Raw genomic sequence first — 24331 nt, 5'->3', positions numbered from 1 at the left:
CCCTTGCCCGACACCGCGTCTACAGGCCGGCGCGGATCTGCTTCATCTCGGTGATCTGTGCCTGCTGATCGGTGACGATCCGCTGGGCGAGCGCCTTGGCGTCCGGGTTGACGCCGGCGGCGATCTCCTGCTGGGCCATGATCAGGGCGCCCTGGTGGTGTTTGACCATCACCGCCAGGAACTCCTTGTCCCACGGGGTGCCCTTGGCGTTCATCAGCGCGGTCATGTCCAGCTCGTCGACGCCGGCCATCTCGCCGTGCTCCATGCCCTCCATCGCGTCGCCGCTCGGGCTCGGCACGGGCATCTTCCAGGCGGTCAGCCATCGGTTCATGGTGTCGATCTCGGGTTGCTGCGCCGCCTGGATCCTGCCGGCGAGCGCGGCCACCCGGGGGTCGCCGACGTGGCCGGTGGCCATCTTGGCCATGGCGATGGCCGACTCATGGTGCGGGATCATCTGCTGGGCGAAGGCGACGTCGGCGGCGTTGAACGTCGCGGTCGCCGAGGCCCCGGCCGCGGCCGGGCCGGCGGTGGGTGCCGGGGCGGTGCCGCCGCAGGCGGACACCACCAGCATGGCGCAGGCAGCGGCGCAGGCCAGCAGGCCGCGCCGGGTGGAGAAAAACAACGATTTCACCTTTCGACAGAAACGGGTGTGCGCAAGCTCTCCGGGACGAGGGCTCCTATATGCGCAGCACCGCTGTCGAAGCGAGGACGAGTCCGGCCCCGCCGGCCGGGGGTGCCCGGGTGGCCGGACGCCGGATGGCCGTGGCACTTTGCGGACGGCCGCCGGCGCGGGCGGCGGCCAGCAACGCCATCGCCAGCAGCACGACGACGGCCAGCCCGCCCAGGACGGCCAGGCACACGCTCCACATGCTCATCTGTTCGTGGTCGTGATGGCCGGCGCAGTGATCGTCGGGGCAGGCCTCGGTCGCCGGGGCGGCGACGAAGGACGTCACGGCAGTGGTCATCGCCGGGCTGCCGGAGTGCTCGGCGCGGACGCCGGCGTGCCCCAGGGTGTGCATCATCGCCAGGCCGAACACGGTGCACAGCAGCAGCACGGTCCGGGCGTTACGCCCGATCGTCGCCGCGGCTGTCCCGATCACGGCGACCACGATAGCGCGGCGCTCACCCGCCGGTGACCGGCGCGCGGGCCCCGGCGAACAGGTGCGCGTCCGTGCGGGCCGCCAGCTGCCGGGTCCGCTCGGTGGCGGCCCGGACCACGCCGTCGGGCTCCCCGTGCGCCTGCGCGAGCCGCGCCCGCAGCAGCAGGATCAGGCCCTCGGCGTAGCGCTGCCCGTACCGGTCCAGGCTCTGCTCGGCCTGCTCCAGGGCGGCCTGCGCCCCGTCCAGGGCCCCGATCGTCATCCGGACCTCGGCGAGCGCCCCGTACCAGGTCACGATGCACGAGCGCGGCGGGTCCAGCAGCCCGGTGGTGATCAGCCGCTCCAGCTCCACCGCGGCGCCGGCCGGGTCCTGCCCGGTGACCGCCCGGGCCCACCAGCGGGCCAGCCGCTGGTACGTGCCGAGGAACTCGAACGACAACTCCGGGTCGACCGCGATCCCCCGCTCGGCCGCGCGCAGCGCCCACTGCGGATCCCCGCACAGCATCGCGGTGATCGCCGAGAACGTGGCCCAGAACGTGATCGCGTACGGATCCCCGCCCGCGTCGGCCTCCATCGCGTCGAGCAGTTTGCGGGCCCCGGCGACATCCCCGTGCAGCGCGGTGATCAGCCCGAGGATCCCGGCCGAGAGCAGCTTGAGGTCCCGCACCAGCGGCACGTCCGCCTCCCGCACCGACCCCTCGGCGGTCGCGGCCACCGACATGGTCAGGAACCGCAGCCCCTCGCCGATGTGGCCGGTCTCCCACTGGTGCATGCCCCAGGCCAGCCAGCCGTAGCCGCGCACGACCGGATCGGCGGACGCCTCGCCGCGCTCGCGCAGCCGGCGGGCCAGCCGCCCGCTCGGCTCGATCTGCAGGCCTTGCGAGCAGCCGGTCCAGCGGGTGAACAGGAAACTGGTCGCCTCCAGCTCGCGGCCCAGGCCGCGGGCCAGCTCCTCGGAGCGTTCCAACAGGTCGAGCGGGGAGCCGACGTAGCCGGTCTGCATCCCGAGCACCATGGTCAGCTGCGAGAGCGCGGCCAGTTCCAGTTCGGCCAGGTTCGCCGCGCGGGCCACCTTCGCCGCCGCCCGCAGGTGCCGTTCGGCGGCGTCCCAGGCGGCCTTGACCGCCGCCCGCCGGCCGGCGCGGGCCAGCGCCGTCGCGGTCCGGGCCGGGTCGGCCAGCGGGCCGGCCGCCCACAGGTGGTGCGCGAGCCGCTCGACGGTGTCCTCGCCGCCCGGGTCGCCCAGGCTCAGCGCGTCCGCGACGCGCAGGTGCAGCCGGGGCGCCCGCCGCCGCGGGGTGGTGTCGGCGACCGACTCGCGGATCAGGTCGTGGGCGAAGCGCAGCGCGAACGGGTTGCCCGGGATCGGGCCGAGCAGTCCGAGCGCCTCCACCGGTTCCAGGGCGCGCAGGCAGGCCGGCACGTCCACCTCGGCGACCCGGGCCAGCAGGCCGACCTCGACCTCCCGGCCGACCAGCGCCGCGATCTGCAGCAGCCCGCGGGTGGTGTCGTCGAGCCCGGCCATCCGGTCGCGGACCACGTCGCGGACGGTGGCCGGCACCCCGGCCCGGGCCGCGAACTGCTCGGTGAGGGCGCCGCCGTCGGCGGTCAGCAGCCGGGCCAGCTCCCGGACGAAGAACGGGTTGCCGCCGGTACGGGCCCGGATGCCGCGGCCGACCCCGGGCGCCGGCGCCTGACCGATCTCCCGGCGCACCAGTTCGGCGACCTCGTCCTCGCCGAGCGGGCCGAGCGGGACGCGGCGGTGCCCGGGCGCCCGGCTGGCCCCGGCGAGCATCCGGGTCAGCTGCGAACCGGGCAGCGGCGCGTGCGTGCGCATCGCGCCGACCAGCGTGACCCCGGCCGGCAGCCGCGCCGCCAGATGCCCGAACAGCTGCAGCGAGCCGAGGTCGGCCCACTGCAGGTCGTCGACGATCAGCATCAGCCGGTGCTGGGCCGCGGCCTGCGCGACCGCGTCCACCACCCGTTCGAAGAGGCGGAACTGGGTGCCGTTGTCCGGCTGCAGCGGCGCGTCGAGCGCGGTCGGGCCGGGCGCGACGAGCCGGCCCAGGTCGCCGTCGAGCCACTGCCGGCGGGCCGGTTCGGGCAGGCTGTCCAGGATCGTGCCGACCGCCTCGACCCACGGCCACATCGACGGGGTTCCGGCGCCCTCCAGGCAGTGGCCCCAGACCACGAGTGTGCCGCCCCGGCCGGCCTCGGCGGCCGCCTCCTCGAGCAGCCGGGTCTTGCCGACCCCGGGCTCGCCCTCGACCACGACCAGCCCGGCGCCGCCGGTCCGGGCCTGCTCCACCGCGCGGCGCAGCACGGCCAGTTCCTCGGCCCGGCCGACCAGGCCGCTCGCGGCGGGGCCGGCGGGCGGCAGGTGATCGCCGGTGTCGGTGGCCGGTGGGCCGCCCTGGACCTGCTGGTGGGCGGCCCGCAGCGCCGGACCGGGATCGATGCCGAGCTCGTCGGCGAGCCGGTCGCGGACCCGGGCGGCCAGGGCGAGCGCCTCGGCCTGCTGCCCGGCCGCGCCCAGCGCGGTGATCAGGCTCGCCTGCACCAGCTCGTGCAGCGGCGCCATCGAGGCGGCCAGGCGCAGCGGCCGCAGCACCGGCTGCGGCCGGCCGAGCGCGACCGCGAGGCCGGCGGCGGCCGTGCAGGCGGCGAAGAACTCCTCGTCGAGCGCGGCGAGGATCGGCCGGGCCGGCCCGTCGGCGGCGGCGCCACCGGCCGGGCCGTTCCACAGCGCGAGCGCCCGCGCGTAGTCGTCGAGCGCGGCCTCGCCGCCCGGCCCGGCCTCGGCCCGGGCCACCAGGGCCCGGAACTCGACGAGGTCCAGCACCTCGCGGTCCGCGACGAACAGGTAGCCGTTGCCGTGCAGGCGCAGGTAGGAGCCCGGCTCGCGGGCCGGCAGCCACGGCTCGAGCAGCCGCCGCAGGGTGCCGATGTGCTTCTGGATGACGTTGACCGCGCTGGTCGGGGCGTCCTCGGACCAGAGCAGGTCGACCAGCTCGTGCACGCTGACCGGCTGCCCGGCGCGCGCGAGCAGCACGCTCAGCAGGAACACCTGCTGGCGGGGCCCGGGATCGACCTCGGCGTCATCCCGCCAGATCCGCAACGGGCCGAGGATCTGCAGTCGCGGCGAACCCACCGTCGTTCCACCCCCGGATCTGCACGGACGGTGCGGAGTGTACCGCCTCACCGTCACATGGTCTGAATCTTAATATTACAGACTGGACCGTCCGAGGCGTACCGTCGGATCTGACGTTTGGAGGACGGCATGACCAACCGCTATCTGGAGCACAACTACGCGCCGCTCGCCGCGGAGAGCTACGCCACCGGGCTGCCGGTCACCGGCGCGCTGCCGCGCGAGCTCAACGGCCGCTACCTGCGCATCGGGCCGAACCCGCGCGGCGGCATCGACCCGGCCACCCACCACTGGTTCCGCGGTGCCGGGATGGTGCACGGGGTCCGGCTGCGCGACGGGCACGCCGAGTGGTACCGCAGCCGGTTCGTCGAGAGCGAGCAGGGCGCGCCGAACACCAACATCGTCAGCCACGCCGGGCGGCTGCTGACCCTGATCGAGGCCGGCAAGCCGCCGGTGGCGATCAGCCCGGACCTGGCCGAGATGGCGGTCTGGGACTGCGACGGCGCGCTCGGGCGCGGGTTCACCGCCCACCCGAAGGTCGACCCGGTCACCGGCGAGATGCACGCGATGACCTACCACCCGGGCTTCAGCACGGTGCGCTACGTCGTGCTCGGCCCGGACGGCACGGCCGTGCACACCAGCGACATCGAGGTCGCCGACGGGCCGATGGTGCACGACATGGCGCTGACCCAGACCCGGGTGGTGGTGCTCGACCTGCCGGTCACGTTCGCCGCCGCCAAGCGCCGCATGCAGGCCGGCCAGCCGGTCTCCGACCTGCCGTTCACCTGGGACGAGCGGCACCCGTCGCGGATCGGGATCCTGCCGGTGCACGGCACGGCCGAGCAGGTCCGCTGGGTGGAGACGCCGCGCGGCTTCGTCTTCCACGTGCTCAACGCGTTCGACAATCCGGACGGCACGCTGACCATGGACGTGGTTCGGTACAGCGAGATGTTCGCCCGCGACGTGCGCGGGCCCGGCGACGCCACGCCGACGCTGGTGCGCTGGGTGGTCAACCCCGATCGGGGGACCGTGCGGGAGGAGGTGATCAGCGACCATCGCGTCGAGTTCCCGCGGGTCGACCCGGCACTGACCGGCCGCCCGCACCGCTACGGCTGGTTCGCCGGCTTCAGCTCGCGCGGCCTGCTGATCACCGACGACGTGCGGCGCGATCCCGCCGAGGGCTTCGGCACCGGCCCGCTGGTCAAGGTCGACACCAAAAACGGAAAGACCGAGACATTTGGGTACGGCGATGGCCGCGTCACCATGGAGCCGGCCTTCGTCCCCCGCCCGGACGCCACGGCCGAGGACGACGGCTGGATCCTGTCGGTCGTGCACGACGCCACCACCGACCGCGCCGACCTGGTCGTGGTGGACGCGGCCGACCTGAGCGCGGTCGCCACCGTCCACCTGCCCAGCCGCATCCCGTTCGGCTTCCACGGCAACTGGGTCGCCGACGCCGAGCTGTACTGAGCGGGAGGACCGGTCCGGCCCGGCGCCACCCACGCTTTCGCCGTGACACGCCGCGAGGCACACCGCCGGACCGGACCGGAGAAGCGGGAACGGCAAGACCACGGACGGGTTGACGCGGCCGCACCGTTCCCGGCGGACCGAAAGTTACCGATCGCCGGTGAACGTCCACTGGACCGGGCGCGCCGCCGAATAAAGTGCCGGCTACTCGCCGATCAGGTCGGCCGGGGCGGCGGCGATCTCCCGCCAGAAGCCGATCATCATCGTCTCCAGGCGCAGGCCGACCTCCAGGGTGGCCCGCTCGGGTGAGCGCGGGCGCAGCCGGCCCGAGCCCATGAGCTGCTGGTACTCCTGCAACCGGCCCTCGTGGGCGCGGATCTGCTCGGTCGCCAGCCGCTCGATCGTGGCCGGCGCGCCGGTGCCCGCGGAGTCCTGGAAGAACAGTCGCAGCAGCCCCTCGTCGTGCACCTCGGAGAGCGCCGAGGTCGGCACGGCCAGCCAGCGGTCCAGCTCGCGGCGCCCGGCCGCGGTCAGCGACAGCGTGCGGCGGCGCCGGCCGGCCTGCTCCTGGCGCTCCTCGACCAGGCCGCGCCGGACGAGCCGGTCGGCCTCCGCGTACAGCTGCGAGCGCGGGAAGACCCAGAAGTAGCCGATGCTGTGCCGGATCTCCTGGTCCAGTTGGTACGGCGTGGCGTCGTCGTGCCGGCTGAGCAGGCCCAGCACGACGTACGCGCTGATCGGGAGGGCGGTCGCCACGGGGCTGTCTCCTGGTCCGGACGGCGGGGAGTCGGATCGTACAGTCTGGAACGTCGATCCTGACGTTACCCGCTCCCCCGGCTGACCTCGGCGTATCCTGACGGGGACCGTTCAGCAATGCGGAGGTTGGGTCATGAGCGTTGCGTCGACCGGCCCGGGCCGGCCCCGCGATCCGGAGGTGGACCGGCGGATCACCCAGGCGGCGCTGGACGTGTTCGGCGACGCCGGCTGGGCCGGGTTCGCGATGGAGCCGGTGGCCCGCCGCGCCGGGATCGGCAAGGCCACCCTCTACCTGCGCTGGACCAGCAAGGAGTCGCTGCTGACCGACGCCCTGACCGCGGGCCTGCCCCGGGTCAGCGACGTGGACACCGGCACCCTGCACGGCGACCTGGTCGAGCTGGCCACCCAGATGGTGGCGCTCTACGCCGGGCCGTGCAGCAAGGCCGCGCTGCGGCTGAACCTGGAGGCCGCCTCGATCGCCGGGATCGCCCGGCACTACGACCAGATCCGCACCTCGCAGATCGCCGCGGCCCGCGACATCATCCGGCGCGGCATCACCCGCGGCGAGCTGCCCGCCGCCACCTCGGTCACGCTGCTGCTGGACACCCTGGCCGGCGGGGCGATGATGCACGCGCTGACCACGCCGCCGGCCGAGCGGGCGGCGCTCGCCGCGACCGCCGCCGAGCACGCCCGCAGCCTGGTCGACTTCCTGCTGCACTCGGTCACCACGCCGGCCCGATAGGTTTCCGGGCGGGCTGCACGCCGTACCGGAAACCGGTGTTGATCTTTTTTATCCTTGTCATGACGGGGCATGGCCGGCGGCGGGCGATCGACGCAGCCTTGGGCCATGACAACCGACCTGACCGGCCGCCTCGCGGTCGTCACCGGCGCCAGCGACGGCATCGGCCGCGAACTCGCCACCCACCTCGCCCACGCCGGCGCCGATCTGGTCCTGCCGGTCCGCAATCCGGCCAAGGGCGAGGCGGCCGCCGCCCTGATCCGCCGGGCGAACCCGACCGCCAAGATCCGCCTCGAACGGCTCGACCTGGCCGATCTCGCGTCGGTGACCGCGTTCGCCGACGCGCTGCTCGGCGAAGGCCGGCCGCTCGACCTGCTGGTCAACAACGCCGGCGTGATGCTCCCGCCGCAGCGGCAGGTCACCGTGGACGGATTCGAGCTGCAGTTCGGCACGAACGTGCTCGGCCACGCCGCGCTCACCCTGCGCCTGCTGCCGCTGCTGCGCGCCGCGCACGGCCGGGTGACCACGCTGACCAGCGCCGCGGCGAAGCACGCCCGGATCGACTGGGACGATCTTTCCGCTGAGCGCAAGTATCGGGGCACCAGGGCGTACGGGCGCTCGAAGCTCTTGAATTTGCTCTTCGCTCTGGAACTTGATCGTCGCGAAGCGGCCGTGAGCAGCAACGCGGCGCATCCGGGGACCACGCTGACCAATCTCTACCGGACCACGCCGGGGCCGCTGCGCGCGATCACCGGCCGCTTCGCGCAGTCCCCGGCGCGCGGGGTGCTTCCGCCGTTGATGGCGGCGACGGCGCCGGACGCGGGTGGGCGGCTCTACGGGCCGGACGGCTTCGGCGAGTTCACCGGCGGGCCGACCGAGCTGGCGGTGTATCGCTCGGCCCGGCGGCCCGGTGACGGCGAGCGACTGTGGCGAGTATTGCACCAGCTCACCGGCATCGGCGCGGGAGAATAGCGGGGTGGAGCGGGAACGACTCGCGGCCTTCCTGCGCAGCCGCCGCGAAGCCTTGCAGCCGCAGGACGCCGGGCTGCCGCGCGGGCTGCGCCGCCGGACGGCCGGGCTGCGGCGCGAGGAGGTCGCGCTGCTCAGCGACCTGTCGGTGGACTACTACACGCGTCTCGAACAGCCGCGCGGGCCGCATCCGTCGGAGCAGGCCCTGGCCGCGGTCGCGCGCGGGCTGCGCCTGACCGTCGACGAGCGTGATCACCTGTTCCGGCTGGGCGGGTTCGTGCCGCCGCGCCGTGGCGTGACCGCCGCCGACCACGTCAACCCGGGGATGATGCGGGTCTTCGACGGGCTGGCCGACGCGGCCGCGCTGGTGGTCAACGGGGTCGGCGAGACGTTGCGGCAGACGGCGCTCGCCCGGGCGCTGCTCGGCGACGACAGTGTGCGGCGGGGGCTGGAGCGCAGTCCGCACTACCGGTGGTTCACCGATCCGGGCGAGCGGGCGCTCTACCCGCCGGAGGATCACGATGACCAGGGCCGGATGGTCGTGGCGCATCTGCTGGCGGCGTGCACCCGCGACGGCGCCTCGTCGCGTGCCGGCGACATCGTCACCGCGCTGCACGCCGCCAGCCCCGGGTTCGCCGAGCTGTGGCGGCAGCAGCCGGTGGCCGGTCCCTACTGCGCGCCCCGGCGGCTGCTGCATCCGCTGGTCGGGCGGCTCGACCTGCACTGCCAGCAACTCGTCGACCCGGACCAGTCGCAGTCGCTGCTGGTCTACACGGCGGCGCCGGGCAGCGAGACCTACCAGAAACTCGACCTGCTCTCCGTCGTCACCGCCAGCTGAGTTCCCCACAAAATCAACACCGACAAAGCTTCTTCGGTACGGCGACAAGCACGCGCGCCGCGTCATCCCGATCGAGCCGGTCGACGTGGGCAGACCGGCGAGACATGGCCGACCTGATTCCGGAGGACCTGACCCCGCGGCCGGCGCGAGGCCGTGGAATCTAGTGGCTCTTCCGGATCGCCTGCCAGGCCGCACCGACCAGCCCGGAGATCCGGAACAGCGCGTAGCCGGCCCACACGACCGCCAGAGCCAGGCCGAGGATGATCACCGCGCCGCCCAGGTAGCGGGCGCTCTCCAGGATCCAGCCGCCGGCCACCAGGACGGTGCTCACGACGACGGCCCAGGCCAGGACGCGGCCGGCCTTGGTCAGCGACATCCACAGCGCACCCCCGGCGCCGCCCGGTTCCGCCGGGTCGCCGACCCGGGACTGCCCGGCCAGGCTGTCGACCTCCCGCGCGGCGGCCCGATCGGCCTCGTGCGGTGACTCGCTCAGCACCGCCGCGAGGGCGCGCAGGTCCTCGTGGTCGCGAAGCCGCCCGGTCCGCGGATCGCCGAGCAGCATCACGGGGTGCGGGAGGCCGAGCACCCACGCCTTGCCGTAGCCCCGTTTCGGCGGCAGCACCACGGCCTTACCGTCGTGCAGGCGCCAGCGGTGGACGCCGTCGCCGATCACCTGCACCAGGTCCGTTCCGGAGATCACCAGCTCGTGCTCGACGAGCTCGGTGGCCCGGCTGAACAGCGTGACGAACCGGTCATACGCGTCGAGGACCGCGAGCAGGCCCAGCACCGCGACCGCGGCGCCGAGCAGCTCGTACACCCGGGCCGCGAAGCCGGTGAGCAACAGCGCGGGGAGCACGGCGAGCAGGTACCAGCCGACGAACAGGACGAAGCGCCGCCGGTTCAGCCAGCGCTGCGTCCGCCGGCCCGCCGCGCCGGGCGGGAACGCGGGCAGGGCCCGCCCGTCGTCCAGCCAGCCCCGGGCGGCTTCGTTCAGCCTCTTGCGGCCGTCCTCGGTCAGCAGCGCCAGGCCGAGCGGGTAGAGCCGAACCTCCAGCCGGTCACCGGCCAGGATCGCGAGGTCGCGGACGAACTGCTGCTCGTCGATCTTCGGGTCGCTCAGGTCGAACAGCCGCACCGCCGGCCGGCCGTCCACGGTGGCCCGCAGGTCGCTCGGCGGGTCGAGGCTGACGCCCGGTTCGGGTACCAGAAAGAGCGCGGGAACCGGCGCGCGACGCCGCGTCTGGACCGGCCGATTCTCGATCACCACCGCGGAGATCTCGGCCCATCGCACGTCCCGCCGGTACCGGCCGATCCGCACCGTCCAGCCGTCCGGGTCGACGCCGACTTCGAACGGCTGGAACGCGTACCGGACAGCGGTGGCCCCGAGCAACGGCCCGACCAGCGCGTAGAACCCGACGAGAAGCAGCCCGCGCGCCGAGAGGCCCTCGGTGACCTGCCAGCTCACCAGGAAGACGACGAGACCCGCCAGCAGCGCCGCGCCGAATACCGCGAACACCCGGGAACTGATCGAACGGCGCAGGTTCACCCATTCATGATGATCCAACCCGGCGATCGGCGTTGCCCGCCGTGCGATGATCTGCGGCATGACAATTCGCCGAAGGGGCCGTGCCGCGTAGATCGCCTGGATCGCTACGTCACCGCTCGACCGTCAACCGAAGCCGATGGATCCGTCATCGTGACGTTCCCGGGTTGTCCGGCCCCGCCAATGCCGCGGTCCGCCTGCTGGAGCAGCGGCTGTGGCTGCCGGGCGTGGTGGCCGCCGCGGTGAGTGTGTGGAGCGCGCACGTGCACGGCAATCAGCGCCGGTGGAAGCCGTGGGAAGCGGAGTTCACGTGTTCCTGCTGCGGTGTGGGCTGGGCGAGAACGCGCTTGGACGAGGCAGCCACCAAGCTGCCGGCACACGCCGCGCGCGAGCTTCGCACCGTCATCACCCGCCTGGACGACACATTGCTGGGGCGCACGTATCACGATCCGCAGACGCCGGCCGACGACCTTTGGTGGCTACGCCGCTCCTGAACGGCGCCTTCGCCCAAACCTTCACCGGCGGATAGCGGCGTCTCTGGCGTCCCCTACGCATGTCCTTGGCGATGCCCGGATGCCGCCTCGACGCCATCCGCATACGCTCCATCGGTGACTGCCGAGGACAGGACGCTGCCGGCCGCGCTGGTGGAAGCGCACTCGCTCGGGTTCTTCGAGGATCACGATGGGCACGACTTCCAGCCGGACGACATGTTCGAATGGTCCGTCGAGACCACGCAGTGGTGGCACGCGTGGACCGGCAACCCGGCCGCCGGGGTGTCGCCGTTTCGTGTCTTCGGACGCGATGGCAGTGGTGGGGCCGCGGCTTTCTGGATCCGTACGCCAGCCGCTGCGATCGAGACCGAACCCATGGTGTTTCTCGGTTCCGAGGGCGAGCTGGACATCATCGCGCAGAACCTGGGTGACTACCTCTGGTTGCTGGCGAACGGTGTCGGACCGCTGGAGATGGTCGACGGTCTCCACCGCTCCCCACACCCGATCCCGCCGCTGGTCGATCTCGCCCGGCGGCATACCGGCGCCTCGGCACGCTCGGTCGAGGCGGTGATCGAGGCCGCTGCCGCTGAACTCCCGGCGTTGATTGCCCTCCTCGAATCAACGACGAGATAGCGGCCGAAGGGCGTACTGATCGAAGCATCCGACCAGCCGTCGGGCCTATGTCGTGCGCCCTTTCTCCGTCAGGTTGGCATGCGCAGCAGCATCGAGCCGCCCCAGACCAGCGCCGCCCCGGTGGCCAGCAGGAGGATCAGGCTCCAGATCTCACTCGGCACCAGCGAGGCCTTCTGCAGCCGCACGGTATCGGTCCCGGCGACCAGATAGTTCTTCGTGCTCAGATAGACCAGCATCCGCTGGACGGCACCGATCAGGAGAAACCAGGTCCAGACGTACGCCCCGAGCGTGCTCATCTCGGCGGACGCCTTGGTGGCGAGTTGGTAGAGCCCGACCATCAGGAGCGGTATGACGATCCAGCCGACCCAGCCGCGAACGGTGAACATCATCAGGAACAGGAAGGCCATGCTCGCCCAGAGCACCATCTCCGGTTTCCCGTGCAGCAGCAGAGCGGACGCGAGCAATCCGAAGAGCGACGGCCCGGCATAGCCGGCAAAGGCCACCAGGATGACGAAGGGCCACGCCGGAGGTGAGACGAACTCGGTACCGCCGCCACCATCGCGGTCGAAGATGATCCGGCGCACCCGGTTGAGCAGCGCGAGCCCGACGAGAGCATGGCCGCCCTCATGAGCGATCACCACGAAGAACTTGGTCACGAACCACAGCGGCACGGCCAGGATCCAGGCGATCAGCGCCGCCTTCACCATGACTGAGTCCTCAGGCATTGGCGCATTCTAAAAGTCGAACGATCGCGTCCACCTCGGACGGAAGGACGCTCCATTCCGGCCCGCCGGCGGTAGCGCGAGCACCAAGGGCAGCGCGCCGGGCTACCGGACTCGAACCGGCTCATACCTTGCGGTCGTCAGCACAATCTGCTGGTAACGGACTTTCCCATCCGCCTTTGCCCGGCGCACGCCGGCCGAGACTACGTGCCCGGCTCCCGAGGCCGCACGCCATTCCCGGGTCCCGTCGTTCTCTGGGGGTGACCGCTTGCCTGTGCGCGGGAGGGCCAGTTCACTGTTGCTGAGCTGGCCCGGGGACAGCGTCTGGACGCTGGCCGCCCAGGTTGTTATCAGCGCGACAGGAGAGAGCGGCAGACTGGGAGGATTGCGTCCGCGAGGTCGCGGTGCCCGTCGTCGTTCGGATGGGTGTGGTCGTCGCAGAGCAGGGCGTAGTTGTAGTTGATGGCCTTCGGGAAGGCGTCGAAGTATGGCAGGCCGAGGCGCTTCGCGGTGTCGGCAATCCAGCCGTTGATCAGGATGGCGCGCTCGGAAAGCTCGAGACCCGTGTAGTAGACGGTGACGAGAATCGGCCGGCCGGGGAGTTCGTCGTGCAGCCGGGTCAGGTCGCGCTCGATGGCGCCACGGACCTCGGCCGCATGCTCAGGAAGCATGCGGATGTCGTTGGCGGCCAGGCACACGATGACGGCGTCCGGTTCGAGGCGGATGGCGGCGTCGAGAAGTGTCGTGTCGGTGGCCGACGGCAGGTAGCGGTCGTCCCCGCCGCGGGCGCCGCGGCGCCGGAAGTAGCCCATGCCGTTGATGGACAGGTTTACCTCGCGCCAGCCGAGTTCGTCGCTGACCAGGCTGGACCAGCGGGCGCGAGGGTGAGTGGTGCCGCGCCATCCGGTGACGATCGAATCGCCGTAGAAGACGACAGTGGGATGGTTCAGGGCATGCGGGGAAGTGGCCACGCCCGATGCTATCGATCATGCGTGGCCCCGTGCCCGGGCTCGGTTGAGGGTCGTGATCAGCTCACGGTTGGCGGCGCGTGCCTACGCGTCAGCTGTCCACTCCGCGTTCGAGCGGTTCGGTCTGGGCGGCGAGGTGTTCAGCGCCGAGTTGCCGCTCGCGGCGTTCGATGTGCCGGCCGACGCCGATTTCGGTGGAATCCAGCAGGTGCTCGCGGACGGCGAGTCGCAGGGCTGGTGGCATTTCGAGGTGGGTTGCGGAACTGACCGGTGGTGGAATTCAACCGGGTCGTGACGAGCTCAGGGCGAGCATGTCGATGGTGCCGCCCGCTCCGATGCGCACGGAGCGGGCGGCCGACTCAACGGCTCAAGGCAGGCCCACAACTGGTCGCCGGGTCACCGGCGCTCGGTGGAGCCCAGGCGCAGCTCCGTCGAGTCGAGGGGAACGCCGGCGAGCATTGCCGCGACCAGGGTCTGAGCCGTCGACCTGGTCTCGGCCATGGAACTGCCCCCGACCGAGTTGCGTTCCAGGGTGAGGTAAACCATGACGTTGCCTTTGCGGGCCAGCACGCGGACCTCGTCGTCGGTGGGGCCGAGGTTCGGCTCGTCGTCGGGGACCGCACCGATGACCGCCTCGTCGCCCACCCCGGCCAGCGGCTCGGCCCCGGCCACCTTGGTGCGGTAGTCGTCATAGCCACCCACCGCCCAGGCGACCGCGCTGGACGCCGCGTCCGGCTTGAACCGGCCGATGGTCACGGTCAGGTACCGGAACGGCGGGTCCCCGATCCTCAGGTCAAGATGGTCAGGCTTGCGCCATCTGCAGCGCGAGTAGTCCTCGATGTCGTAGCGCTTCTCCTCGCGGCCGAAGAATTCGCGGGTGTCCGCCGGCCAGCGGCTGTTCAGTCCGGCGGCGTCCAGTGCCGGGCAGGCAGCGTCGGCACTGGCGGCGACCGGCGTCCACGGCAGCACCGCTCCCCGGTCGGCCACCCGACCGGCCGCGACGGTGAGCACTGCGACGAGGATCAGCCCGGCGGCGACCAGCGGCGACCGCGTCCGGACCGGCTCGCCCGTAACGATCGCGGCGCCGCGCCGGACGGCGAACTCCCGCAGCTCGGCCAGTTCCCGATCGAAGTGCCGATCGGGTAACCACCCGGATCGGGGCCCGGAGAGCAGTACCGCCTGCCCGTCTTTTCCGACCACTCGCACGCGGCGGCCGGTCGGCCGCCAGACGGCGCGGATGCCGGCCACTTCCGGCCACAGGATCAGACCTCGCGAGGACGGGGAGAGGCCCTCGATGCCCACCGGGGTCAGCGCCGACGATCGCCGCCGGCCCAGCGTGCGGCGAACCACGAACGCCGGCAGCACGAGCAGGCCCCAGTACCCGGCCGTGATGCCGGCCAGCGCGGGCAGCCACCGGTAGTCGGCCGGCCCGGACCGGACGATCACCACGCCGGCCAGGAGCAGAACCGGGGGCAGCAGTCCCTCCACGAGCAGCAGGTCGAACGCCCGGCGGCGACGATCCCGCAGCTGCAGCCGCTCGCCGCCACCCGTGATGATCACCTGGCCGCCTGCCCTTCACCACGGGTCCGCTTCGAGAAGTCCTCAATCAAGCTAAAGCACGTCGGCAACGGGACCCGGCCGCCCGCATCCGCAACCTCGGAATCGGGCGGCCGCATCAACGACTCAGGGCAGGGTCCACAACTGGTTGGCGGCGGCGAGGCAGTCCCAGATGTGGATCTGCTGGCCGTCGTCGGACTTCACTTCGGAAACATCAAGACAACGACCCGACTGCGGATTTCGTACGGTGTGATCCGCGAAAGCCACCCAGTTCTGCGCCCCCGACCCGTTGCACGTCCACAACTGCACCTTCGTCCCGTTGCCGGTCGCGCCCCCGGCCACGTCCAGGCACTTGCCGGACTGCGGGTTACGCCAGACCTGCCCGCTGACCGCCCAGTTCTGCGCCCCGGACCCGTTGCACGTCCACAGCTGGATCTTCGTCCCGTCGGCCGAGGCGCCCCCGTTGACGTCCAGGCACTTGTTCGCGAAGCCGCGGACCGGGCCGGCCGCGGCGGGACCGCCCAATTCCTTGATCCGCACGTTCCGGAACGACGCGTGATCGGCGTCCCCATGGTTCTGGATGCCCACGTAACCGGCCAATGACCGTACCGAATCGGTGTTGGTGAAGTCGTTGATTTTGACGCTGTTGAGGAAGACCTGCAGGTGCTCGCCCTCGACCCGGATCTCGTAGGCATTCCATTCGCCGGGCGGGTTGAGTGCGGCGTCGCGCGCCGCCGAGTCCGGGCCCTGGAAGGTGTAGACGCTGCCGGTGGTCCGATCGGCCGTGTCGGTGGCGTCGATCTGGATCTCGTAGCCGTTGTTCACCGCCGACCACGGATCATTGGACGCCGGGAAACCGATGAAGACCCCGGAGTTGTCGTCCCCGGTCAGCTTCCAGTCCAGTTTCAGCGAGTAGCTGGTGAACTGCTTCGCCGAATACCAGTAGAGCCCCATTCCGCCGGTCGACGACAGTGTCGCGTCGGCGTTGGTGAAACCGCCGGGGCCGGCCTGCGACCAGCCGGTAGTGGTCCCGTTGTAGAGCGCGGTGTACCCGTTCTCCGGGCGGCAGTCGGCGTGCGAGCGCCCGGCCGCATACCGGATCCCGCCGAGCAGATGGGCCCGGAAAGCCGGGTCCGAATACGACTCGATGGTGTGCCCGCCGCCGGTGTAGAACGACCGGCCGGAGCTGAGCGTCTTGCACCACGCGTGCGGATGATCCGCGCCCATTCCGCCACCGGAGTAGGAGCTCTCGTCGAGGGTGGCGAGCACGTGCGCGGTGCTGCGCGGATTGGTCCGGTAGTTGTACCACTCGTCGGTCCGCGGCCAGCTCTGCGGCAGATGCGCGGTGGCCGCCTGCGCCCGATCCTCCACTTTCACCGTCGCCGGTTGAATGGCCGGATGCGAGGCGAACCAGGCCCCGACCAGCTCGCCGTAGAACGGCCAGTCGTATTCGGTGTCGGCCGCCGCGTGCACCCCGACATAGCCGCCACCGCCCCGGACATAGGACTCGAACGCGGTCTGCTGCGCCGCATCGAGCACGTCCCCGGTCGTGTTGAGGAAGACCACCGCCTCATATTTCGACAGGTCGGTGAAGGCCGCCGCGTCCTCGGTCGCGGTGACCGTGAAATTGCCGGCCGCCCCGAGTTCCCGGATGGCCTGGGTGCCGGCGGCGATCGAGTCGTGGCGGAAACCCGCGGTCTTCGAGAAGACCAGGACGTCGTAGGAGGCGTCGGCCGCGGGCGCCGCGGTCAACGTCATCAGCACACTGAGCAGAATGCGAATCACGGCAGCGTCCAAACCTGGTTGGCGGCGGCCAGGCAGTCCCAGATGTGGATCTGCTGCCCGTCGTCGGACTTCACTTCGGAAACGTCAAGACAACGACCCGACTGCGGATTTCGTACGGTGTGATCGGGGTACGCCACCCAGTTCTGCGCCGCCGACCCGTTGCACGTGTAGAGCTGCACCTTCGTCCCGTTGACGGTCGCTCCCCCGGCCACGTCCAGGCACTTGCCGGACTGCGGGTTGCGCCAGACCTGCCCGGAGATCGCCCAGGTCTGCGCCGCGGACCCGTTGCACGTCCACAGCTGGATCTTCGTCCCGTCGGTGACCGCGCCCCCGTTGACGTCCAGGCACTTGTTCGCGAACCCGCGCACCGCCCCGGTCCCGCCGGTGGTGAACGTGAACGCGTCCACGTCGAACAGCGCCCCGGCCCCGCCGGCGAACGTCAGGTACAGCGTGGTGGTGCCGGCCGGCGGGTTGGTGATCGCCGTGCTGACGTCGGTGAACACGTTCCATGCCCCGGTCACCGGCACGGTCGCCGAGCCGAGCACGGTCCCGGTCGCCGAGCCGGCCCGGACCTGCAGTGTGCCGCCGGCCCCGCCGGACGAGACCCGGGCGCTGAGCGTCTTGGCGTTGGCCAGGTTGTACGGGTCGAACGCGATCCAGTCGCCGTTCTCGATGTTGCCGACCGTCTTGCCGCCCTCGGCCTCCGGCTTGTCGAAGACGGCCACCCCGGCCGAGGTCTTGAAGTGCTCGGCCTGCCGGTGCCGCGGCTGCAGGATGTGCTGCTTGTGGGTGATCAGGCCGCCGTTGTCGGCGTACTCGGCGTCGAAGATCGGGAAGATGTTGGCGGCCGAGTCGTGCTCGCCGTCGACCGGGATGGTGATCGTCCCGGTGCAGCCGGCCGACGAGGTGATCTGGTGTCCGTGCTGGTCGTGGCCGAGCACGTAGGTCATCTTCGCCCGCGCGCAGGTGACCGCGCCGTCCTCGGGGTCGCTGACGGTCATGCTGTACGGCACGGTGTCGCCGAAGCTGACCAGCTGCCCGTTGAGCGGCGTGGTGATCGTGACGGTCGGCGCGGTGTTGCCCACGCCGATCTGCACTCCCCCGCTGCCGGTCGCGCCCTGCGGATCGGTGACCGTGAGCGTGACGTTGTAGGTGCCGTTGCTGCTGTAGGTGTGAGCCGGGTTCGCCGCGGACGACGTCGCGCCGTCACCGAAGTTCCACGCGTAGGTGAGCGCCCCGCCTTCGGGGTCGGAGGATCCGGCCGAGGAGAAGTTCACCGCGAGCGGCGCCTGCCCGCTCGTCTTGTCGGCCGTGGCGACCGCGGTCGGCGCCTTGTTGCCGCCGCCCACGTAGTCGTAGCGGTAGAGCGCCGAGTTCGCGTCCCCGTTGAAGTACCCGGTGCCGTAGTCGAGCACGTAGAGCGCCCCGTCCGGGCCGAACGCCAGGTCCATGACCTGCTTGCCGTTCCACGGGAAGTTCGCGATCTCGTTGACCGACCCGTCGGCGTTCAGGTGGATCGGCTTGATCCAGCCCCGGCCGAACTCGCCGGCGAAGAAGTGCCCGTCCAGGTCGGCCGGGAACTTGGTGGCCGACGGGTTGGCGGCGTCGTAGTGGTAGACCGGGCCGGCCATCGGGGACTCCGAGCCGGTGCCGAACTCCGGGGGCGTGCCGGCGTCACCGCCGTACCGAATCCATGCGGGTTTTGCCGGAGGCAGCTTGCTCAGGCCGGTGTTGCGCGGCGAGTTGTTGGTGGCCCCGCCGGCGCAGTCGAACTTGGCGCCGGACGTGCCGGTGGCGAAGTTGAAATCGGCGTACGTCTCGGTCGTGGTGTTCGTGCCGGTGCAGTAGGGCCAGCCGAAGTTGCCGGGCCCGGTGATCCGGTTGAACTCGACCTGCCCGCCCGGTCCGCGGGTCGAGCTCGCGCCCGCGTCGGGCCCGTAGTCGCCGACGTAGACCACGCCGGTCGGCTTGTCGACGCTGAGCCGGAACGGGTTGCGGAAGCCCATCGCGTAGATCTCCGCCCGGGTCCCGGCGGTGCCCGGCGCGAACAGGTTCCCGGCCGGGCTGGTGTAGGAGCCGTCCGCGCCGACCCTGATGCGCAGGATCTTGCCGCGCAGGTCGTTGGTGTTGCCGGCCGAGCGCTGCGCGTCGAAGGCCGGGTTCCGGTCGGTGCGCTCGTCCAGCGGCGCGTACCCGTCGGACTGGAACGGATTGCTGTCGTCACCGGTCGACAGGTACAGGTTGCCGGCCGCGTCGAAGTCGATGTCGCCGCCCACGTGACAGCAGATGCCCCGCGAGGCCGGCACATCGAGCACGGTCTTCTCGGCGCTCAGTTTCCAGTCCGCGGTCAGCGTGAACCGCGACAGCCGGTTGACGCCCTGCCAGGCCGAGAAGTCGGTGCCGGAGTCCGGCGAGTCGCCGGCCGGGGTGCTCAGCGGCGGCGCGTAGTACAGGTAGACAAATCGGTTGCTCGCGAACCCGGGATCGACCCCGACGCCCTGCAACCCCTCCTCGTCGTGCGAGTAGACCGCGAGCGTGCCGACCACGGCGGTGGTGCCGGACGCGTCGGTCCGCCGCAGCGTCCCGTTGCGCGCGGTGTGCAGGACCGACCGGTCCGGCAGCACCGCCAGGCTCATCGGCTCCCCCACCTCGGGCTCGCCCTTGGCCAGGGTGACCTGCTGAAAGTCACTCGGATCGATGTCATGCGCGGCCGCCGGGGCGGGTACCACGACGAGCCCGGCGACAAGAAGAAGAGCAAAGGCAAGAGCTTTGCTTCGGTACGGGGTGATGCGGCGAGGGACGGCTGGCATGGGAGTGAGCCCCTTCCCCGGAGGGGCATTTCCGGCATACGGATGCCCGGGCGCCCCACACGTTGATTGACACACGCCGATCGGCGCTTGTTACCGGGACATTAAAAGTTTTGAATCCCGGTGTCCATCTTTCCCATCGACCAACGCCAACTTTTGTCAGAGGAAGCAAAAGTGCTCAAGCGTGCCCGGCGACCAGTCCCCGGCGGCGGTCAGCGATCGGCGCTGAACCGGCGCCAGAACGCTCCGTCCGCGTCCGCCCGGGCGGCGGCCTCCGCCCGGAACGGCTCGAGGGCCTCCTCGACCCGGCCCAGCCGGATCAGCAGCCTGGCCAGCAGACCGGCATTGCCGTGCGGCCCGGATTGCAGGACGGCCAGGCCCTGCTCCGGGCGCCCGGCCTCGAGCAGCAACTCGGCGGCCTCCACCGGATGATCCCGCAGCTCGGCGACCGCCTGCTCGATCCGGCCGCAGTCGACCAGCACCGCGCTGCGCCGGTAGCGCAGCTCCGGTGTCAGACCCGCATACCGCCCCGCGCACTCGTCGAGGACGGCCAGCGCCTCGTCGGCCCGCCCGTGCCGGCTCAACAGGTCACACAGCAGGTCGAGCACCCATTCGACGTGCTCGTGGGCCGCCAGGAAGCCACGCAGCACCGCCGCGGCCTCGTCCACCCGGCCGTGCCGGGCAAGCATGATGGCCAGCTCGGCGGCGAGGTTCGCGTCGCCGGCCCAGGGCTCCAGCACGGCGACCGCCTCCTCGATCCGGCCCTGGCCCTGCAACCAGGAGGCGAGCCGGCCGGCCGCATGTGGCCCGGGCAGCGCGCGAAGCTCCGCCTCCCGATCGTTGCGGGCCGGCCCGTGCGCCGGCTCGTGCGGATGATCACCGTCGCGCGGCACGGCCGGCGCGGCGTCCGGTTCGTCGCGGCCGGCCAGCGCCCGGGCGCAGTTCCCGTCCCCGTCCGCGGCGTAGCGGCGGGCCACCTCGGCGTGACCGTGCTCGACGAGGGCCACGGCCACCTCCCACGGCAGCCATCCGGCCGATCCATCAATCACCGCGACACGCTATCGGGCGCTCCGGAAGCGGGTCAGGACCGCCTCGGCGACGACCAGGTCCTGCCAGGCCATGCCGGTGCCCTTGAACAGGATCGGGCCGGAGGGCACCGGCGCGCCCCGGAGCACGTCGGCGATGGTGAGCAGCGTGCCGGGGTCGAAGGCGTTCGCGGCGACGGCCTGGATCACGTCGCCGGCCTCGCGCAGGGCGGTCGCCCGGTCCTCGACGATCACCGTGGCGCGGGCGCAGAACGCGGCGTCGACCTCCCGGGCGTCCGGCTCGTGCGAGCCGACCGCGATCACGATCGCCCGCTCGCCCAGCAGCGCCGAGTCGAACAGCGGCGCCCGGGCGGTGGTGGCGCAGACGACCATGTCCGCGGCCCGCAGCGCCGCTTCGGCCTCGCCGGGCCCGACGTCGCCGCTGCGCGTGATCACCGTGACCGAGGCGGGCGTGACCAGCGCGCGCAGCGTCGCGAGGTGCCCGGCGCCCTGCGGCCCGGCACCGAACACGACCACCCGGGGCGCCGACGGCAGGAACCGGTGGACGGCGGCGAGGGAGACCGCCGGCGTGCGCAGGGTGGTCAGCGCGGTGCCGTCGAGGATCGCGGCCGGTCGCAGGGTGACCGCGTCGAACAGGGTGTAGAGCGCGTTGATCCGGGGCAGGCCACGCTCGGCGTTGCCCGGCGCGATCGTCACCAGCTTGACCCCGGCGTGCGTGCCGGACTCGGCGGGCATCACCAGCATGGACCCGTGGCGCAGCGGCACACTGCTGCGCGGGACTCCGGCGGACGGGTCGAGACCGGCGTGCAGCGCGGCCTCGATCGCCGCGACCGCCTCGGCCGGCGGCAGCGCGAACACGTCGTCGGCGTCGAGGTAGGGCAGGACATCGGCCATCCACGCACCCTATCCGGGCCGGTCAGCGGCGGAAGGTGCCGACCAGGGTGCTGAGCTGCTGCGACATCCGGGCCAGTTCGGCGGTCGCCTGCTGGGTCTCGGCGACGCCCCGGCTGGTCGCCTCGGCCGCGTTGGCGACCCCGGTGATGCCCTGGGCGATCTCGTTGGTGCCGCCGGCCGCCTCCGAGACGCTGCGGCTCATCTCGGCGGTGGTCGCGGTCTGCTCCTCGACCGCCGACGCGATGGTCGTCTGGAAGTCGCTGATCCGCGAGATCACCTGGGAGATCTCCTCGATCGCGGCGACCGCGCCGCTGGTGTCGGCCTGGATCGCCTCGACCCGCGCGGAGATGTCCTCGGTGGCCCGGGCGGTCTCCTGGGCCAGGTCCTTGACCTCGGAGGCGACCACGGCGAAGCCCTTGCCCATGTCGCCGGCCCGGGCCGCCTCGATGGTGGCGTTCAGGGCGAGCAGGTTGGTCTGCTCGGCGATCGAGGTGATCACCTTGATCACGTTGCCGATCTCGGCCGACGACTCGCCGAGCTTGTTCATGATCGCCGAGGTGCTCTCGGTGACGCCGACCGCCTCGGCCGCGACCCGGGCCGCCTCCGACGCGTTCTGCGAGATCTCCCGGATCGACGCGCCCATCTCCTCGCTGCCCGCCGAGACGGTGTCGACGCTGCGCGAGATCTGCTCGGCGGCGGCCGACACGGCCTGGGCCTGCGCCGACGCCTCCTGCGCCGAGTTCGCCATCTGACTGGCCGTGCCGGTCATCTCCTCCGACGCGCCGGCCAGCGACGACGCGGACTCGTCGATGGTGGACACGGTCTGGCGCAGGTTGACGATGGCCGCGTCGAGCGCCTGGCCCATCCGGCCCGGCTCGTCGGCGGTGGTGAGCCCGCTGAGCTTGGTCAGGTCGTTGACGGCGAGGGCGTCACAGACCTCGCGCACCTTGGTCAGCGACTGCACGATCCGGCGGGCCACGAACAACCCGAGACCCAGGGCGACCAGTACGCCGGTGATCAGCAGGACCAGGGCCAGGGTGCGGCTGGACGAGTACGTGCTCTGGGCCTTGTCGGCGTTCTTCACCGCGTCGGCCTTCTCGGCGTTGTCCAACTCCTCGAGGTCGGTGCGCACCTTGTCGATCACCGGTTTGACGGCGGTGTCGCGGACCGTCGACCAGTCCGACAGCTTGTTCGCGGTGCCCAGGGCCAGCAGCTTGTCGTTGGCGAGCGTGACGTACTGACCCCAGACGGTGTCCAGGTCGGCGATGGTGTCCGGGTTTCCCGCCGGATTGCTGGCCCGGTACGCGGTCATCGCGTCGGTGAACGCCTGCAGGTCGGCGGTGAAGCTCTCGGTGAAGGCCTTGGCGACCGTCGCGTCCGGCGACAGCGCCTGGTTCGCCGAGTCCGCCTGGGTCTTCTCCGCGGCGGTCCGTAGCTGCCCGACCGCCGTGATGCTGGCGACGTTGCTCGTCGAGATCAGCCGGGCGACCTCGCTGGTCTTGGCCAGCCCGATCAGCCCGGCGGTGCCGACCGCCACGGCGACCGCGGCGGCCACCGTGACCGCGGCGAGCACCTTCGTCTGCACGCCCAGATCGCCGAACCAGTTCCTGGCTGCCACGTTGTCCCCCGAGGTCGCTGTCCCCCTCACTATCGACACCCGGGGGTCGGGCGGCCCGCCGTTTCGCGATATCGCCGCCCGGTTCCGAGCGATCTGACCGTTGCTCAGAGACACACAATGTTGCCCACCCGGGGCGGGACCCGGCCGTCCAGCACGTCCAGCCACGCCTGCCGCAGGTCCTCCGGGCCGGCGCCCTCGCGCACCTCCAGCCACTGCCCCACCACCGCGGCGAACCGCTGCCAGGCGGCGGCGAACCGCTCGTCGAGCCCGTCGCGGCCCCAGTCCAGGCGCCGCTTGCGCATCTGCACCGGCGCGAAGAACACCTCGCCGGCCTGCTCGGCGTTCGGGACCTGGCCGGTGAGCCCGACCGCGACGTCGCGTACCAGCCGGTCACCGAGGCGCTCGCGCAGCGCGGCCCGCAGCGCCGGGGCGCCGGACAGGTCGAGGTAGGCGGTCGGCACCGAATCGAGCCGGTCCACCTGGTCGTAGGTGAGCACCTGGTCGTAGCAGCCCAGCGCGGCGGTGAACTCGGCGTTGCCCGGCGAGGTCAGCCCGATCACCCGGGGGCCGCGGCCGCGCAGCTCGAACGCGGCGGCGTAGGCGGTCTTGCTCGACGCCGAGGACAGCACCAGCGAGCGCGCCCCGTAGAAGTCGTTGTCGGCGACCTGGTCGGCCAGCATGAACGAGGTGAAGAACAGTGGCCGGAACAGCACCAGCAGGTCCTCCTGGTCGGCCCGGTACGCCGGGTCGCCGGTGGTGGCCCGGTAGGCGTTGTACGGCGAGGGCAGCTGCGCCCGGTGCGCGCTGGCGTCGCGGAATCCGGACGCGTCGGTCCGCTCCGGCCGCACCACCAGGTGCGACGCCGGCGGCAGGTAGCCGTAGACCCGCTGACCCACCTCGACCCCGGCGGCCCGCGACGCGATCACGTCGGCGAACCCCCACAGCGGCGGCAGTCCCCACTGCGGCCCGGGCCCGCCGGGGAAGAACTGCCAGTAGCGCATCGCCTCGCCGAGCACCGCGTACGTGACGTTGTTGGCGGTCAGGCCGACCCGGTCCACCCGCAGCAGCGCCTCGCCGTCGCCGGGCGCGGGCGTCACCCCCGCGGTGAGCGTGGTCTTGGCGAGGTCGTCGCGGAGGACCGCGAAGGTCCACGAATCAGGCATACCCCGACGCTAAAGTGTTTGCACTGTGAGTGCAATATCAGCCGGCCACCGACCGAACGGCCGATATCGACGTGCGCCTATTGACAC

General features: G+C 71.8%; 21 protein-coding genes. 7 read left to right on the top strand and 14 right to left on the bottom strand.

The window, feature by feature from the left end:
- Nucleotides 1-19: 19 nt before the first annotated feature.
- Genes L3i22_RS22825 through L3i22_RS22815 form a run of 3 tightly spaced genes read right to left on the bottom strand, consistent with a single transcriptional unit; the run spans nucleotide 20 to nucleotide 4251 of the window.
- On the bottom strand, nucleotides 20-631 hold the full coding sequence (locus L3i22_RS22825; RefSeq protein WP_255658504.1) for a DUF305 domain-containing protein: 612 nt from the start codon (nucleotides 629-631) through the stop codon (nucleotides 20-22).
- Nucleotides 632-677: 46 nt separating this feature from the next.
- Entirely contained in the window at nucleotides 678-1100 is a 423-nt protein-coding gene (locus tag L3i22_RS22820; RefSeq protein ID WP_221328984.1) for a DUF6153 family protein, read from the bottom strand.
- Nucleotides 1101-1122: 22 nt separating this feature from the next.
- Entirely contained in the window at nucleotides 1123-4251 is a 3129-nt protein-coding gene (locus L3i22_RS22815) for an AAA family ATPase (protein WP_221328983.1), read from the bottom strand.
- Between the two features lie 129 nt (nucleotides 4252-4380).
- Here L3i22_RS22815 and L3i22_RS22810 point away from each other — a divergent pair, with 129 nt between their 5' ends.
- Entirely contained in the window at nucleotides 4381-5718 is a 1338-nt protein-coding gene (locus tag L3i22_RS22810) for a carotenoid oxygenase family protein (protein WP_221328982.1), read from the top strand.
- A 201-nt stretch (nucleotides 5719-5919) separates the two neighbouring features.
- On the opposite strand, the gene L3i22_RS22805 is transcribed toward L3i22_RS22810, so the two are convergent.
- Nucleotides 5920-6471: a PadR family transcriptional regulator gene (locus L3i22_RS22805; RefSeq protein WP_221328981.1), complete on the bottom strand. Its 552-nt coding sequence runs from the start codon at nucleotides 6469-6471 to the stop codon at nucleotides 5920-5922.
- 133 nt (nucleotides 6472-6604) lie between these two features.
- Here L3i22_RS22805 and L3i22_RS22800 point away from each other — a divergent pair, with 133 nt between their 5' ends.
- The 3 genes from L3i22_RS22800 to L3i22_RS22790 all read left to right on the top strand — a co-directional run bounded on the left by L3i22_RS22800 (nucleotide 6605) and on the right by L3i22_RS22790 (nucleotide 9017).
- Nucleotides 6605-7213: a TetR/AcrR family transcriptional regulator gene (locus tag L3i22_RS22800; RefSeq protein WP_221328980.1), complete on the top strand. Its 609-nt coding sequence runs from the start codon at nucleotides 6605-6607 to the stop codon at nucleotides 7211-7213.
- A gap of 105 nt (nucleotides 7214-7318) precedes the next feature.
- The gene (locus L3i22_RS22795) at nucleotides 7319-8182 is read left to right on the top strand and encodes an SDR family oxidoreductase (RefSeq protein WP_221328979.1); all 864 of its coding nucleotides are present in this window, start codon (nucleotides 7319-7321) and stop codon (nucleotides 8180-8182) included.
- Between the two features lie 4 nt (nucleotides 8183-8186).
- Nucleotides 8187-9017: a helix-turn-helix transcriptional regulator gene (locus L3i22_RS22790; RefSeq protein WP_221328978.1), complete on the top strand. Its 831-nt coding sequence runs from the start codon at nucleotides 8187-8189 to the stop codon at nucleotides 9015-9017.
- A 160-nt stretch (nucleotides 9018-9177) separates the two neighbouring features.
- On the opposite strand, the gene L3i22_RS22785 is transcribed toward L3i22_RS22790, so the two are convergent.
- The gene (locus L3i22_RS22785) at nucleotides 9178-10563 is read right to left on the bottom strand and encodes a hypothetical protein (protein WP_255658503.1); all 1386 of its coding nucleotides are present in this window, start codon (nucleotides 10561-10563) and stop codon (nucleotides 9178-9180) included.
- A 164-nt stretch (nucleotides 10564-10727) separates the two neighbouring features.
- On the opposite strand from L3i22_RS22785, the gene L3i22_RS22780 reads away from it, so the two are divergent.
- Nucleotides 10728-11054 (top strand): hypothetical protein, encoded by a 327-nt coding sequence (locus L3i22_RS22780; protein ID WP_221328977.1) that lies wholly within the window; start codon nucleotides 10728-10730, stop codon nucleotides 11052-11054.
- Nucleotides 11055-11168: 114 nt separating this feature from the next.
- Nucleotides 11169-11684, top strand: coding sequence for an SMI1/KNR4 family protein (locus L3i22_RS22775; RefSeq protein WP_221328976.1), 516 nt, complete (start codon nucleotides 11169-11171; stop codon nucleotides 11682-11684).
- Nucleotides 11685-11752: 68 nt separating this feature from the next.
- Here L3i22_RS22775 and L3i22_RS22770 read toward each other — a convergent pair whose 3' ends face one another.
- A complete protein-coding gene (locus L3i22_RS22770; RefSeq protein ID WP_221328975.1) occupies nucleotides 11753-12409 on the bottom strand; it encodes a M50 family metallopeptidase in 657 nt (218 codons plus the stop codon).
- A 347-nt stretch (nucleotides 12410-12756) separates the two neighbouring features.
- Nucleotides 12757-13377, bottom strand: coding sequence for an SGNH/GDSL hydrolase family protein (locus tag L3i22_RS22765; RefSeq protein WP_221328974.1), 621 nt, complete (start codon nucleotides 13375-13377; stop codon nucleotides 12757-12759).
- A 52-nt stretch (nucleotides 13378-13429) separates the two neighbouring features.
- Between L3i22_RS22765 and L3i22_RS22760 the strand changes: the two genes are divergently transcribed.
- Entirely contained in the window at nucleotides 13430-13669 is a 240-nt protein-coding gene (locus tag L3i22_RS22760; protein ID WP_255658502.1) for a DUF4265 domain-containing protein, read from the top strand.
- Between the two features lie 101 nt (nucleotides 13670-13770).
- Here L3i22_RS22760 and L3i22_RS22755 read toward each other — a convergent pair whose 3' ends face one another.
- The 7 genes from L3i22_RS22755 to L3i22_RS22725 form a co-directional block, all read right to left on the bottom strand.
- The gene (locus L3i22_RS22755; protein ID WP_221328972.1) at nucleotides 13771-14934 is read right to left on the bottom strand and encodes a hypothetical protein; all 1164 of its coding nucleotides are present in this window, start codon (nucleotides 14932-14934) and stop codon (nucleotides 13771-13773) included.
- A gap of 123 nt (nucleotides 14935-15057) precedes the next feature.
- On the bottom strand, nucleotides 15058-16689 hold the full coding sequence (locus tag L3i22_RS22750; RefSeq protein ID WP_221330102.1) for a ThuA domain-containing protein: 1632 nt from the start codon (nucleotides 16687-16689) through the stop codon (nucleotides 15058-15060).
- Between the two features lie 23 nt (nucleotides 16690-16712).
- Nucleotides 16713-19526 carry a PQQ-dependent sugar dehydrogenase gene (locus L3i22_RS22745; RefSeq protein WP_221328971.1) on the bottom strand — a complete coding sequence of 938 codons (2814 nt, stop codon included), beginning with the start codon at nucleotides 19524-19526 and terminating at the stop codon, nucleotides 16713-16715.
- 209 nt (nucleotides 19527-19735) lie between these two features.
- Complete coding sequence (locus L3i22_RS22740) at nucleotides 19736-20572, bottom strand: hypothetical protein (protein WP_221328970.1); 837 nt, start codon at nucleotides 20570-20572, stop codon at nucleotides 19736-19738.
- A 9-nt stretch (nucleotides 20573-20581) separates the two neighbouring features.
- On the bottom strand, nucleotides 20582-21463 hold the full coding sequence (locus tag L3i22_RS22735) for an ornithine cyclodeaminase family protein (RefSeq protein WP_221328969.1): 882 nt from the start codon (nucleotides 21461-21463) through the stop codon (nucleotides 20582-20584).
- Between the two features lie 22 nt (nucleotides 21464-21485).
- Nucleotides 21486-23081 (bottom strand): methyl-accepting chemotaxis protein, encoded by a 1596-nt coding sequence (locus L3i22_RS22730; protein ID WP_370644496.1) that lies wholly within the window; start codon nucleotides 23079-23081, stop codon nucleotides 21486-21488.
- Nucleotides 23082-23185: 104 nt separating this feature from the next.
- Nucleotides 23186-24244 carry a DUF2855 family protein gene (locus tag L3i22_RS22725; protein WP_221328967.1) on the bottom strand — a complete coding sequence of 353 codons (1059 nt, stop codon included), beginning with the start codon at nucleotides 24242-24244 and terminating at the stop codon, nucleotides 23186-23188.
- Between the last annotated feature and the right edge of the window lie 87 nt (nucleotides 24245-24331).

This window comes from Actinoplanes sp. L3-i22 (assembly GCF_019704555.1).
Classification (GTDB): domain Bacteria; phylum Actinomycetota; class Actinomycetes; order Mycobacteriales; family Micromonosporaceae; genus Actinoplanes.
The sequence above is the reverse complement of the archived record's forward strand: the minus strand, read 5'-3'. Positions and strand labels throughout refer to the sequence as shown.

Excerpts from the sequence above, each read along its gene's own strand:
- L3i22_RS22810 (WP_221328982.1), top strand. The coding sequence starts at position 4,381 with ATGACCAACCGCTATCTGGAGCACAACTACGCGCCGCTCGCCGCGGAG.
- L3i22_RS22800 (WP_221328980.1), top strand. The coding sequence starts at position 6,605 with ATGAGCGTTGCGTCGACCGGCCCGGGCCGGCCCCGCGATCCGGAGGTG.
- L3i22_RS22795 (WP_221328979.1), top strand. The coding sequence starts at position 7,319 with ATGACAACCGACCTGACCGGCCGCCTCGCGGTCGTCACCGGCGCCAGC.
- L3i22_RS22770 (WP_221328975.1), bottom strand. The coding sequence starts at position 12,409 with ATGCCTGAGGACTCAGTCATGGTGAAGGCGGCGCTGATCGCCTGGATC.
- L3i22_RS22750 (WP_221330102.1), bottom strand. The coding sequence starts at position 16,689 with ATGACGTTGACCGCGGCGCCCGCGGCCGACGCCTCCTACGACGTCCTG.
- L3i22_RS22745 (WP_221328971.1), bottom strand. The coding sequence starts at position 19,526 with ATGCCAGCCGTCCCTCGCCGCATCACCCCGTACCGAAGCAAAGCTCTT.
- L3i22_RS22735 (WP_221328969.1), bottom strand. The coding sequence starts at position 21,463 with ATGGCCGATGTCCTGCCCTACCTCGACGCCGACGACGTGTTCGCGCTG.
- L3i22_RS22725 (WP_221328967.1), bottom strand. The coding sequence starts at position 24,244 with ATGCCTGATTCGTGGACCTTCGCGGTCCTCCGCGACGACCTCGCCAAG.